Genomic DNA, 12,728 nt, shown 5'->3' with positions numbered 1-12,728 from the left:
AGATGACGTAACGTAACCTGCAAGAACAAATTAGGGGAGATAGAATGAATTTATGGACTACTGGTGAAGTTGCAAAACAAAGGGGCATTTCTGTTCGAACGCTACGATATTATGACCAAATTAAGCTATTGAAACCTAGTTTTCGGGATGAGAATGGAAAGCGGTTTTATGCGGAAGAAGATCTAATCAAATTAGAAAAAATCATTATTTTGAAAAAGTTATCTTTACCGTTGGATGATATTCATGAAGTACTTGAAAAACTTACGTACAAACAAATACTCATGTCACATTATAATTATTTACGAGAGCAACAAGCTAAATTAGAAATGAGTATATCTCATACAACATCGCTTATTCATATGTTAGATTTGAATGAGCAATTATCTTGGGAAAAAATATCAACGATCGTATATCATGCGGAAGAAAATAATAATAAAAAATGGCTCGATTATTTTGAAAAGGATGAACAGGAATTTCTGCAACGGACGATGCCGAAATTGAATAATCATAACGAACAAACACAAGCATATATGTCCTTTTTACATAGAATTGAGTGGTGTATTAAGCGCGACATAGCACCAGAGTCGGAAGAGGCTTTGCAAATCGTCTCAACATTAATGGCGTTTGCACAGGACGATTTTCAAGGCAATACAACTTTGATGGATAAGTTTTGGGAAATAAGAAAATTACCTGTAGAAGATACAGGACTCTTTCCAATCTCTGATGAAGTATTGTCTTTTGTCGAGCGTGCAATGGATCATTTGGAAAGGGAAGAGGAATTATATTGATCGTTGATTTTGTCATATAGAAGGGATATGTAAGAAACTAAATAAAGGAAAGTGTGAGGAAAATGGACCGTTATTCGAGGCAAACATTATTTGCACCAATTGGAGAAAAAGGCCAAAGAACATTACAAAAAAAGCACGTCCTTATTATCGGAGTAGGGACGTTAGGGACATTAAGTTCGGAAAGTTTAGTGCGTGCTGGGGTTGGTAAAGTAACAATTGTCGATCGCGATTATGTAGAATGGAGTAATTTACAAAGACAACATTTATTTACAGAACAGGATGCAACAGAACGCCTTCCAAAAGTAATCGCGGCTGAAAGACGTTTAACTGCAATTAATTCAGAGGTAGAGATTGTTGCTCACATTTTAGATGTTACTCCTGTAGAGCTTGAATGGCTCGTAGATGGAGTCGATCTTATCTTAGACGCAACAGATAATTTTGATATCCGCATGATGATGAACGATATTGCAATGAAATATAATATTCCGTGGATTTATGGTTCGTGTGTCGGAAGTTATGGGGTAAGCTATACGATTCGTCGTCAGCAGACACCTTGTTTGCATTGTATTTTAGGGAAAATTCCGATTGGTGGTCCAACGTGTGATACAGCTGGAATTATTCAACCGGCAGCAAGCCAAGTTGTCATACACCAAACGACAGAAGCATTAAAAATTTTAACGGGAAATGAAGCGGCATTAAGAGGAACATTTATTTCATTTGATGTGTGGCAAAATGAGATGGTTTCAATGAAGGTAGATAAAATGAAAAAGCATGATTGCCCTTCATGTGGAGAAGGAGCAACCTATCCATTTTTAACATTTGATGAACAGACGAAATCAGCCGTATTATGTGGTCGTAACGCTGTTCAAATTAGACCGCCTACATTACAAGAAAGAAATTTACAACGGACTGCGAGTAGTTTAGAAAAGGTGTCAGAAAAAATAGAATTAAATCCATTTTTATTATCATGTACTATTGGAGAAGAACGGCTCGTCCTTTTTAAAGATGGGCGTGCACTTATTCATGGCACGAATGATACAGATTACGCTAAAACATTATATCATCGATATTTAAGTTAAAAAATAAATCGCCTCAGAAACACGCTTCCATTAAAAGCATATCTGAGGCGATTTCATGTAGAGATTTAATTAGTCAATCGTTGTTTTTTTGGTAAACTTTCTTGGATCAAAGTACGTACTTCTGTCGCTTTTTCTTCATGAAAAAGTTGAACGATTTTACTTCCGACGATGACTCCATCCCCGTGGCTACTTAATTCTCTAGCTTGTGTTGCATTAGCCACACCAAACCCGGCTAATACTGGCACATTGCTGAATTTTTTTAATGTTTGTAAATAATCACTTACACGTGCATCATGATTCGCTCGTTCTCCTGTCGTTCCTGTAACAGAAACAGCATATAAAAATCCTTCAGACTGTGCTGCAATCTTTTTTAAACGGTCTTCTGTACTCGTCAATGCGGCTAGACGAATATATGCAATATCATTTGCCGCAAGACTTGGGGCAATTAATTCCTCTTCCTCCATTGGGATGTCAGGCACGATAATCCCATCGACACCGACTCGTTTACAATCTGCTGCAAATTGTTCCACACCATAAGCGAAAATCGGATTAATATAGGTCATTAATACGATAGGCACGTGACGATGTTCTTTTTTTGGCGCGATCGTATCTAATACTTTGCGTAAACTTGTACCATGCTCTAATGCACGAATGCTCGCTTCTTGAATCGTTGGACCATCAGCAACAGGGTCTGAAAATGGGATTCCGAGTTCAATGGCAGCAGCACCACTTTCTTCTAAAAATTGAATCCGATCATTTAATGTTTCTAATCCACCATCACCGGCAACGATATATGGTACAAATAAATTTTCATTACGTTGTTGAATTTCCTGGAAATAATGATCTATTTTTGTTTTACCCATTTATTTCGACTCCAATCTATCTTTCACTTGTTGTACATCTTTATCCCCACGACCTGATAGACAAATGACGATAATGTCTCCTGGATGTACTTCTTTAGCTAATTTTTTTGCATATGCAACAGCATGAGCACTTTCTAAAGCTGGGATGATGCCTTCGGTTTTGGATAATAATTGAAAGGCTTTTAATGCATCTTCGTCGTTAATCGCATCGTATGTTACACGGTTCGTTTCTTTCAGATGACTATGTTCTGGTCCAACGCCCGGGTAATCTAATCCAGCTGATATAGAAAATGCTTCTTGAATTTGTCCGTTATGATCTTGCAGTAGTTTTGTCATTGTACCGTGTAAAATACCCGTTTCTCCAACAGATAAGGTGGCGGCATGTTTCCCTTTTGCAACACCCAATCCACCTGCTTCCACCCCGTACATCTGAACATTTGCCTCATCGATGAACGGATAAAACATCCCCATTGCATTACTTCCACCACCGACTGCCGCAATGACATGATTAGGCATCTGACCGATTTGTTCGGTTATTTGACTTTTCGTTTCGTTTCCGATGACTGATTGAAAGTCTCGAACAATTTTTGGAAATGGATGTGGACCAACGACAGAACCTAATATATAATGTGTATCCTCTACATTCGCAACCCAATAGCGTAACGCTTCATTTACTGCATCTTTTAATGTACTACTTCCTTGTTCCACGCCGACAACCTTAGCGCCGAGTAATTCCATGCGGAAGACATTCAGTGCTTGGCGTTCGACATCTTTGGCACCCATAAAAACGATACATTCTAAATCAAGTAATGCACAAACAGTTGCAGTTGCAACACCATGTTGACCTGCACCAGTTTCGGCTACAATTTTTTTCTTGCCCATTCGTTTTGCGAGTAATGCTTGCCCGAGGGAGTTATTAATTTTATGTGCACCTGTATGGTTTAAATCTTCTCGTTTTAGAAAGACGCGTACATCACCGATTGCTTTGGCGAAGTTTGTTGCTTCATACAATGGTGTTTCACGACCGACATAGTCTTTTAAATAACTGTGAAATTCCTCCATAAAATTCTCATTTTTTATGGCTTCCTCGTATGCTACTTCTAATTCTAATAATGCAGGCATTAATAATTCAGGAACGAACTGTCCGCCGAATGTACCGTACTTTCCATCTTTTGTTGGCATTGAATATGTTGTCATTGTGATCCATCCTTTTTCGCTAAAGTAATAAATTGTTCAATTTTCTTTGCGTCCTTTATTCCGTTCGTTTCGACGCCACTTGATACATCGACAGCATATGGCTGTACTTGTGCTCGTGCTTGTGCAACATTATCGATCGTTAAGCCACCTGCTAAAATGAGTTTGCTTCTATCTATATCGAATTGATTGAGTGTCGACCAATCAAATGTGACACCAGACCCACCTCTAAATTCCTGCGGTGGACTATCGATTAAAATGTAGTCAGCTGGATAATGGTTAATTAATTCATTCGTCACTTTTTCACTTGAGAATGCTTTTATAACAGGATATGGTAGGGACGTTGCAAACGCCGCAGTCTCATCGCCGTGTAGTTGAATATAATCTAATCCGACCTGTTCTGCGATGTGACAAATATTTTCTTTCGTTTCATTCACGAACACGCCGACTTTGTTAATCGTTTTTCCTAAAGTATTGGCAATTTCTGCTGCTTTTTCTGTCGATACTTGTCTTTTGCTCGGTGCAAATACAAATCCGATAAAATTTGCACCGTTTTCTTCCACAACATTTGCCATTTCTATCGATGTGATGCCACATATTTTTACGTTCATTTAACACCCTTCTTTTCTTCAAATGGTAATTGGAATTCCTCCATTTTATTGGCAACATTTGCTGCACGCATGAGTGTCTCCCCAACCAAAATGGCTTCTGCTCCAGCATCTTTCACTATGGCGACATCAGCCCCAGTTTCAATACCACTTTCACTAATAAAAATAATATCATTATTACGTACCATTTTTGCCAAACGATTAGTCGTTTGAAGGTCGACATGGAATGTTTTTAAATCACGATTATTCACACCGACTAATCTTGGGTTAAGCTGTAAAACACGTTCCATTTCTTCTTCATTATGAACTTCACAAAGTACTTCCAAGTTTAAACTTATCGCGTAATCATATAACCGTCTTAAATGTGCATCGTCGAGTGCTGCCGCGATGAGTAAAATAATATTTGCCCCATATGCTTTTGCACGATCAATTTGAATTTCGTCGATGATAAAATCTTTGCAAAGAATCGGAATATTTACTGCTGCACGTACATTTTGTAAATCTTCCATCGTCCCTTTGAAAAAGAGGGTATCAGTTAATACAGAAATGGCGCTAGCCCCATGCTGTTCATATAATTTTGCTTGTTGAACAGGGTCAACATGTTCATTGATCATTCCTTTGGACGGGGAAGCACGTTTAATTTCTGCAATGACACCCATTTTATGATTTACTCGAATCGTTTCGTAAAAAGTTGGTACTTTTTTATACTCATTTGTTGGGAATGTTTCGCGATTTATTTGTTGCACTTCTTTTGCTTTTTTTTGTAAAATTTTCATTAATATTGTCATCATTATCACCTCTTTAAGAAATTATAGAATGAGTTTCATTGTTACTCACATTGATTAAATAATTTAAAGCATGAAGCGCTTTTCCGGATTGAATACTTTCTTTGGCAATGTCAATTCCTTCTATAATCGTCCTTGCCTTTCCGTTTGCAAATAACCCTAATGCAGCATTAAATAAAACTGTATCTAAATATGCACTCGGTTCATTGTTTAGGACACTTCGTAAAATTTCTGCATTTTGTTTTGCATCCCCGCCACGAATAGCTTCGTTATCGTAAACAGGTAAACCGACATCATTCGGGTGTACTGTAAATGATTGGATCTTTCCGTCCTCTAGAAGAACAAGATGGTTCTCACCTGCGAGTGATCCTTCATCCATATTTCCTGCACCGTTCAGGACGAGAGCGCGTTTTCTACCTAATGTTCTTAATGCTTTCGCGATCGTCGTTAATTTTGTGCGGTCATATACCCCCATTAGTTGAGCATCTAATTCTACAGGGTTTGTTAAAGGACCAATTAAATTGAAAATCGTTGGCAATCCTAGTTGTTGTCTCACTTGCATAAATGGTTTTAATTTTGCATGGACATGTGGTGCAAATAAAAAGACGATATTGTTTTCCTTTAATGTCGTCTCGATTTGTTCCTTCGTCATCGTTAAAGATACACCGAGCTGTTCCAACACGTCTGCGCTTCCGGTTGTACTTGATACACTGCGATTGCCATGTTTTGCTACAGGAATACCAGCACCTGCTAATACGAATGCAGATGTCGTACTAATATTGAAACTGTTCGAACGATCTCCACCAGTACCGCAGTTATCCATCACATTTGCTAGTTGGATATCACTCATGACAGATTGTTCTCGAATGACTTGAGCGATTCCTGCGATTTCTTCTGGGGTTTCCCCTTTTATACGAAGTGCCGTTAAAAATGCAGCTATTTGCGTATTTGGGATATCTTCTGTTAAACATAAATTCGTCACATGACCTATTTCATCCATCGTTAAATCATTCGCTTGCATTAATTTTTCAAGATAATCTCTCATGAGAAAACTCCTCCTAATTTTTTAAATTCGTTAATGACTTTGCCTTATGCAAAGTTTCCATATATTCGTTTTCTGCAATAGAATCTTGGACGATTCCTGCTCCAGCTTGCACATATGCTTTTTCATCTTTAATGATGAGTGAACGGATCGCAATCGCAATATTTATATCGTGATTAAACGTAATGTAGCCAATTCCACCAGCGTAAAATCCGCGTCGTTCATCTTCTAATTCATTAATGATTTGCATCGCTCTAATTTTTGGAGAACCTGATACCGTTCCGGCAGGTAAACAAGCGACCAATGCATCAAAACTCGTTAAATGATCTTTTAATATTCCGTGTGTTTCGGAGACGATATGCATGACATGTTCATACTTTACGATATCTTTATATACCGGAACTTGAATACTTCCTTGTTTACAAATAGGGTGCAAATCATCTTTACTTAGTTGGACGAGCATATCGTGTTCAGCAACTTCTTTTGGATCTTGTAACAATTCATAGGCAATCATTGCATCTTCCGCTTCATTTTTGCCTCTTGGCTTTGTTCCTGCTATCGGGTTTGTCACGACCGTTCTTCCCGTAGTTTGAACGAGACTTTCAGGTGATGCACCGATAATGAGATAATCTGCAAAATCAATGTAGAACATATATGGGGAAGGGTTTGCCGTCCGTAATTTTCGATAAATTGAAAATGGGTCGTCTGTAATCGTTGCAACCATTCGCTGTGATAAAACAATTTGTTCACATTCCCCTTTTTCGATATAATGTTTTGCTTTATTTACTCTGTCGATGAAGGCATTTTTTTCAACCGTTGATGTAAATTCGAAAGGAGCAATCGTTGGATCCTCAATCGTCATTTCTTTTTTTAATTGCCTTTCGATGTTTTGAATACGACGATCGATTTCAGGCTCTGTTTCTTCATTCGTATTTAATGCGATAATATGAGCGGCTTCTGTCCGGTGTTCATAAGCGATAATCGTGTCATATACCATGAAATGATAATCAGGCATTTCCAAGTCATTTTCCTTTTCGGCACCGATATTTGTGAAAGGGCGAATGGCATCATAACCGATGTAACCGATAGCCCCACCAGAAAAAGGTAGCGGTAAGTCTGCATTTATTTTTGGGAAATGTTCTTTAAAATATTGCAAAACGTGCATCTCATATGTCGACGTTTCGTTTGTTTCCAAGTTTCGTACAGTCGTTGTCGTACCGTAACCGATTATTTCCTCGTAAGGATTCGCACCAACATAAGAGAACTTCCCTTTCCTTTCATGTTGGAAGGAACTTTCTAATAAAAACTTTTTTGTACCTTCTAATCGTTTAAATATTCCTACAGGTGTTAATGTATCAGCATTTATCTTTAAAGATGTATATGTGTTTTGTTGTTTAATCATTTCTTATTTCCTCCTAAAAATAAAAAAAGTCCTCTACAAACATATATATGTTTGTAGAGGACGATGATAGACCGTGGTGCCACCTCATTTTAAAGGGGGATATAAACTTCCCTTTATCTCGTTTTCAAATACGGAATACATTTGTTTGTATTCGATATTCTATCCGTATAACGTCGGAATAACGGAATCTCCTACTAAAAGCCGTCGTTCAAAGATTCTCTCGTAAGCCCATTCCATCTTTATCCACATACTAGGATCCCACCACCCCTAGCTCTCTTTAATATTTCTTAAAAATGTACTCTTCTTACTTTGCGATTTATAAATATATATGAAGTTATTCTATAGAAATGTGGCATAAAAAAACACCTCCATCCATAAGAAAAGGACGAGGATCGCGGTACCACCTTTATTAGCAATATTATTTGCTCACTTTGGTGAATAGATATATATCTATTCGTCTCATATAACGGGAGACTAAATCGTTAAAGCCTACTGAAGTGAAAACTCGTTCGGTTTAAATGCCAGAAAGTCCATTCATCTATGTGCCACACTAGTTCTCACCAAACCACTAGCTCTCTAAAGTGTTTACGATAGATTACTCTTCTTTCTCGTTGCATATGTATAAGATTTGATTATAATCATAATAAATCTCGAAACATTTGTCAATAGCAAAGATGAAATATTTCAAAAATTTAAACAGATTGCGTACACTGAATGAATTTGTTCAACATATCCTCATCATACTTTTCGTAATTCTAATAAATAGAGTTCCGTCAGTAATGATAGGATTAAAAAGTTGGATATTGTCATACATGTAAGGCTCTACAATATATGGTGTTAGTGGAAAAAATCCTCCTTCCTTAAAGCTTAAGCAACAAAGGAGGAGGAAACTAGCATGTAAACAGCTAGATGAAACGTAGGAAATGTACGTAGATTCCTGCCGTAAAAAAGGACTAGATAAGACAAGGGAAGGCAGCACTTGAGCTTGGTTTATCAGCCACACGCGGAAAGCGGAGTACATTTTCGAAGTGACATATTCATGCTATTTTTATTGGCTATTTATTGGCTCAACACAATTAAATATTACATGACTTTAAGAGGGTCACCAGCACTATTTGACAAAGAACCACCTTTAAGAAGTCGGAGTACCATGTTTAAGTACATATGAAGATTGAATACTTCATATTACATGCTCGAACAAGTATGAATATCCAACTTCACGTTTGATCTTATCCTTTATAAACAGTTAATTTCTCATCGATGTCCGTACGAGGCTTAACTTCTGGTGCTTCATCAAAATATCCTAAATGGATGAAGCCGACAATTTTCTCTGTTTCTGCGACATCTAAAATTTCCTTTACCTTTGGATCGTATATATGAGGGTTCGTTTTCCAACAAACTCCTAACTCTTGTTCCCAAGCTAGTAATGAAAAATTATGAATGAAGCTAGCTATAGCGCCGAAGTTTTCATCCCACTGCTTCTGTTTTTCTGGTTCTTCCATAATAGCTACTAAAATAGCATTTGGTTCATTTAAATAGTTTTCACGATTTTCTTGCATATCTTCTTTATAAGTTAAACTAACTTTTTTCGCAAAAGTTGGTAACATATCTTTATCGATAAAAATAAAGCGCCAAGGTTCGCGCATGCCGTGTGTCGGCGCCCAAATAGATTGGTCTAATAATGCACGTACAGTAACTTCTTCAACCTTTTTATCATTGTATCCTTTCTTAATCGAACGGCGTTCACGAATGATTTTTGCAATTGCAGATTGTTGTAATTCGTTCATTTAAAACTCCTCCTAATCATTGAATAAACCGAAGTTTCCGTCACAAATTATATAGGAAAGGGCTTAAAATAGCAAATGTTGTTGTACTAAGGGTTTCTATTAGAAATGTTTTCATTTATACGTCATAATACTAGTGACAAGACAACTGTAAAGAGGGGTATATGATGAAAAATTACGTAAAGAAAAAAGGTGTCACACTATCACCGAACGACTATTTTATAACGGCTTTAAGCTATATGGCATTAGGATTGTTTTCATCACTTATTATCGGTCTTATGATGAAAACAGTAGGGGAGCAATTAACATTATATAATATCGCAAATATCGGTCCGATGTTCATAGAAATGGGTACGTTTGCGATGGATAATAAAATTATGGGAGGAGCGATTGGTGTTGCAATTGCATATGGTTTACAAGCACCACCATTAGTGTTATTTTCGGCACTTTTTGCAGGAGCGTTTGGGGCAGAGTTAGGTGGACCGGCGGGAAGCTATGTTGCAGCATTAATGGCTACAGAGATGGGGAAATTGGTATATCAAACTACTCGTGTCGATATTATTGTTACTCCATTTACGACAATTTTTATCGGCTATATAACAGGAAAGTTCATCGGAATCCCCATTCAACAAGGAATGCTTTGGTTAGGAGAAATGATTAATTGGTCTACTACACAAAGGCCATTCATTATGGGGATTATCGTAGCTGTTTTAATGGGATGGGCATTGACGGCACCGATTTCCAGTGTTGCGATTGCCTTTATGTTATCTTTAGACGGTTTAGCAGCTGGAGCGGCTGTCATCGGTTGTTCTGCACAAATGGTCGGTTTTGCTGCCGCTAGCTATCGTGAAAATGGGATTGGAGGATTTCTTGCACAAGGAATCGGAACATCGATGTTACAAGTTGCCAACATCATCCAAAACCCAGCAATATTAATTCCACCGACTATGGCGGGAGCGATTCTTGCACCGATAGGGACAGCTATTTTTATGATGGAAAACAATACGGCAGGAGCAGGAATGGGAACGAGTGGTTTCGTTGGACAAATAATGGCATTTGAAACGATGGGCTTTACATGGACAGTGTTCATTCAAGTTTTAATGCTTCATATTCTTGCACCGATTGTTATTAGTGTGCTTTGCACGATGTATTTACGGAAAATTGGCTGGATTAAAGAGGGAGATATGGCTTTGTCATTTGAATAATTAATACATTGTGATACATAAATCTTATATATTATTTGGATGGAAACTGATTGGATTTTGTTATAAGATGAAAGTATGTAAACGCTCTTGGAGGGATACGGATGGGTCAATGTATGGAGCGTGCGGTACAACTAGCAGTAGAAAATGTAGCGCAAGGTGGAAGTTCATTTGGTGCAGTCCTCGTGCAAGAAGGGAAAATTATTGCAGAAGGTATCAATGAGTTACATAGTACATTTGACGGAAGTAGTCATGCGGAGTTAAATGCGATTCGTCATGCACAGAAAACATTACAAACAAATGATTTGTCGAATTGTACGATGTATGCGAGCGGACAACCTTGTCCCATATGCTTAACATCAATGCATTTCGTTGGGGTTACAGATATTTATTATAGTCAATCTGTAGATGAAGCAACGAATATAGGCTTAGGAGCTTCTAAGGCAATGTATCAAGATTTCACAAAGCCAAACGAATCAAGTGGAATCGTGATGCAATATATGTCATTAGAAGAAGGCCAACAAAATCCAATGAGATTGTGGGTACAGAAACATGAAAAATAACGAAATGGAAAAATTAGTTCGAATAGCATTAGAAAATGGTCGTGATTATTCGGAAGTTCAAACGATTAAGAAAATTAAAGGTGGATCGATTAATGAAGCATATTATGTGCAGACAATCGATGCGGAGTTTTTCATGAAATTCCATGCGAACGCACCGAAATTTTTCTTTAAAAGTGAGGCGACAGGGTTACGTCTATTAAAAGAGACGAACACTATTTCCGTGCCGAGCTTTTTATCGTATTCAGACCAACCGGGAAGAGGATTTTTATTATTAGAATGGATTGAAGGAAGAAAAACAGATAAAACAGAAGAAACATTAGGGAGAAAACTAGCAGATCTGCATAAATCGTTTGGCCGTTTGCATGGGTTCGATTCTGATACATATATCGGACTATTGCCACAACCAAATGAATTAAATGCAAACTGGTTAGAATATTACCGTGATAAACGATTAGGTTCTCAATTAGAACAAGGGATTGAAACTGGTAATATTGAAGGGAAACGTCGTAAACAACTAGAAAAGTTACTAGAAACGCTAGATGAATGGATTCCAAGTTTTGTGGAACCGTCTCATTTACACGGGGATTTATATTCAGGTAACTGGATTGTCGGTCCTGGGGGAGAACCATATATTGTCGATCCATCGTTTTTATATGGTGACCGTCATTTTGAGCTTGCATATACAGAATTGTTTGGTGGATTTCCGAGCAAATTTTACGAAGCTTATAATGAAAATTATCCATTAAGAAAAGAATATGAAGATATTAAACCACTTTATCAATTATATTATTTGATGGCTCATTTAAACTTATTTGGGGAAATGTACGGTGAACAAATCGATCAAATTTTAGATAAATATATCGGGGAAAACTTTTAAGAAAACGAAATATATGCATACCTTCATTTGTTGAATTCATACACATTAAGTAGTAAACTTAATGCACAACGATGGAGGTACTTTTTTATGAGTTTATACGATTTGCTCGTTATTATACACGTTTTCGCTGCAATATTAGGACTGGGACCTGGATTTGTAATGATTTATATTGTAACAAATGCAAAAGATATGAGGCAATTAAGACATGCATATCATATTCGAAATAGAATTCACCATTTTGTCATGGTTGGTGGTACATTGCTGTTATTAACAGGATTAGGGATGGGCATCATGAATCCATATTTATTTTCACAATATTGGTTTCTTATTAGTCTAGTTTTATTTTTAGTAGCATTAGCTGCAGGCCCACTTGTTTTATCACCACGTGCAAAGCCGATTAAGGAAATATTAGCGGATGACCGTATTCAAGAAATTCCAGACACGTATGAAGTATTAGCAAAGGAACTATTTTTTTATGAGCGAATGACGAATATCATTTTCCTTATTATTATTTTACTCATGATTACAAAACCATTTTAAT

The 12,728-nt window shown here is 37.3% G+C and carries 13 protein-coding genes and 2 other annotated features; of the genes, 6 read left to right on the top strand and 7 right to left on the bottom strand.

Features of this window, described 5'->3' with window-relative positions:
* Positions 1-44 precede the first annotated feature (44 nt).
* Entirely contained in the window at positions 45-788 is a 744-nt protein-coding gene (locus SPD45_RS04340) for a MerR family transcriptional regulator (RefSeq protein ID WP_336266481.1), read from the top strand.
* Between the two features lie 62 nt (positions 789-850).
* Positions 851-1,867, top strand: coding sequence for a MoeB/ThiF family adenylyltransferase (locus SPD45_RS04335; RefSeq protein ID WP_336266480.1), 1,017 nt, complete (start codon positions 851-853; stop codon positions 1,865-1,867).
* Between the two features lie 65 nt (positions 1,868-1,932).
* On the opposite strand, the gene trpA is transcribed toward SPD45_RS04335, so the two are convergent.
* From trpA to SPD45_RS04300, 7 genes are all read right to left on the bottom strand, one after another.
* Positions 1,933-2,730 (bottom strand): tryptophan synthase subunit alpha, encoded by a 798-nt coding sequence (trpA, locus tag SPD45_RS04330; RefSeq protein WP_336266479.1) that lies wholly within the window; start codon positions 2,728-2,730, stop codon positions 1,933-1,935.
* On the bottom strand, positions 2,731-3,927 hold the full coding sequence (gene trpB / locus SPD45_RS04325; protein WP_336266478.1) for a tryptophan synthase subunit beta: 1,197 nt from the start codon (positions 3,925-3,927) through the stop codon (positions 2,731-2,733).
* On the bottom strand, positions 3,924-4,535 hold the full coding sequence (locus SPD45_RS04320) for a phosphoribosylanthranilate isomerase (protein WP_336266477.1): 612 nt from the start codon (positions 4,533-4,535) through the stop codon (positions 3,924-3,926). The genes trpB and SPD45_RS04320 overlap by 4 nt, the downstream gene beginning before the upstream one ends.
* Positions 4,532-5,320 carry an indole-3-glycerol phosphate synthase TrpC gene (gene trpC / locus SPD45_RS04315; RefSeq protein WP_336266476.1) on the bottom strand — a complete coding sequence of 263 codons (789 nt, stop codon included), beginning with the start codon at positions 5,318-5,320 and terminating at the stop codon, positions 4,532-4,534. Before trpC ends, SPD45_RS04320 begins: the two co-directional genes overlap by 4 nt.
* A gap of 13 nt (positions 5,321-5,333) precedes the next feature.
* Positions 5,334-6,362, bottom strand: a complete 1,029-nt coding sequence (gene trpD, locus SPD45_RS04310; RefSeq protein ID WP_336266475.1) for an anthranilate phosphoribosyltransferase — start codon at positions 6,360-6,362, stop codon at positions 5,334-5,336.
* 13 nt (positions 6,363-6,375) lie between these two features.
* Entirely contained in the window at positions 6,376-7,761 is a 1,386-nt protein-coding gene (trpE, locus tag SPD45_RS04305) for an anthranilate synthase component I (protein ID WP_336266474.1), read from the bottom strand.
* A 53-nt stretch (positions 7,762-7,814) separates the two neighbouring features.
* Positions 7,815-8,082, bottom strand: a binding site (T-box leader).
* A 57-nt stretch (positions 8,083-8,139) separates the two neighbouring features.
* Positions 8,140-8,382 (bottom strand) — a binding site (T-box leader).
* Between the two features lie 608 nt (positions 8,383-8,990).
* Entirely contained in the window at positions 8,991-9,548 is a 558-nt protein-coding gene (locus SPD45_RS04300) for a nitroreductase family protein (protein WP_336266473.1), read from the bottom strand.
* A gap of 164 nt (positions 9,549-9,712) precedes the next feature.
* Here SPD45_RS04300 and SPD45_RS04295 point away from each other — a divergent pair, with 164 nt between their 5' ends.
* The 4 genes from SPD45_RS04295 (at position 9,713) to SPD45_RS04280 (ending at position 12,727) form a co-directional block, all read left to right on the top strand.
* Positions 9,713-10,750 (top strand): PTS transporter subunit IIC, encoded by a 1,038-nt coding sequence (locus tag SPD45_RS04295; RefSeq protein ID WP_336266471.1) that lies wholly within the window; start codon positions 9,713-9,715, stop codon positions 10,748-10,750.
* Between the two features lie 101 nt (positions 10,751-10,851).
* Entirely contained in the window at positions 10,852-11,310 is a 459-nt protein-coding gene (locus SPD45_RS04290) for a nucleoside deaminase (RefSeq protein WP_336266470.1), read from the top strand.
* Positions 11,300-12,187: a fructosamine kinase family protein gene (locus SPD45_RS04285; RefSeq protein WP_336266469.1), complete on the top strand. Its 888-nt coding sequence runs from the start codon at positions 11,300-11,302 to the stop codon at positions 12,185-12,187. Before SPD45_RS04290 ends, SPD45_RS04285 begins: the two co-directional genes overlap by 11 nt.
* 87 nt (positions 12,188-12,274) lie before the next feature.
* Positions 12,275-12,727 carry a DUF2269 family protein gene (locus SPD45_RS04280; RefSeq protein WP_336266468.1) on the top strand — a complete coding sequence of 151 codons (453 nt, stop codon included), beginning with the start codon at positions 12,275-12,277 and terminating at the stop codon, positions 12,725-12,727.
* Position 12,728: the final 1 nt, after the last annotated feature.

This window comes from Pseudogracilibacillus sp. SO10305 (assembly GCF_037072005.1).
GTDB lineage: Bacteria > Bacillota > Bacilli > Bacillales > Amphibacillaceae > Pseudogracilibacillus > Pseudogracilibacillus intestinigallinarum.
Note: the sequence above shows the minus strand (reverse complement) of the source record. Positions and strands in the feature narration are given on the sequence as shown.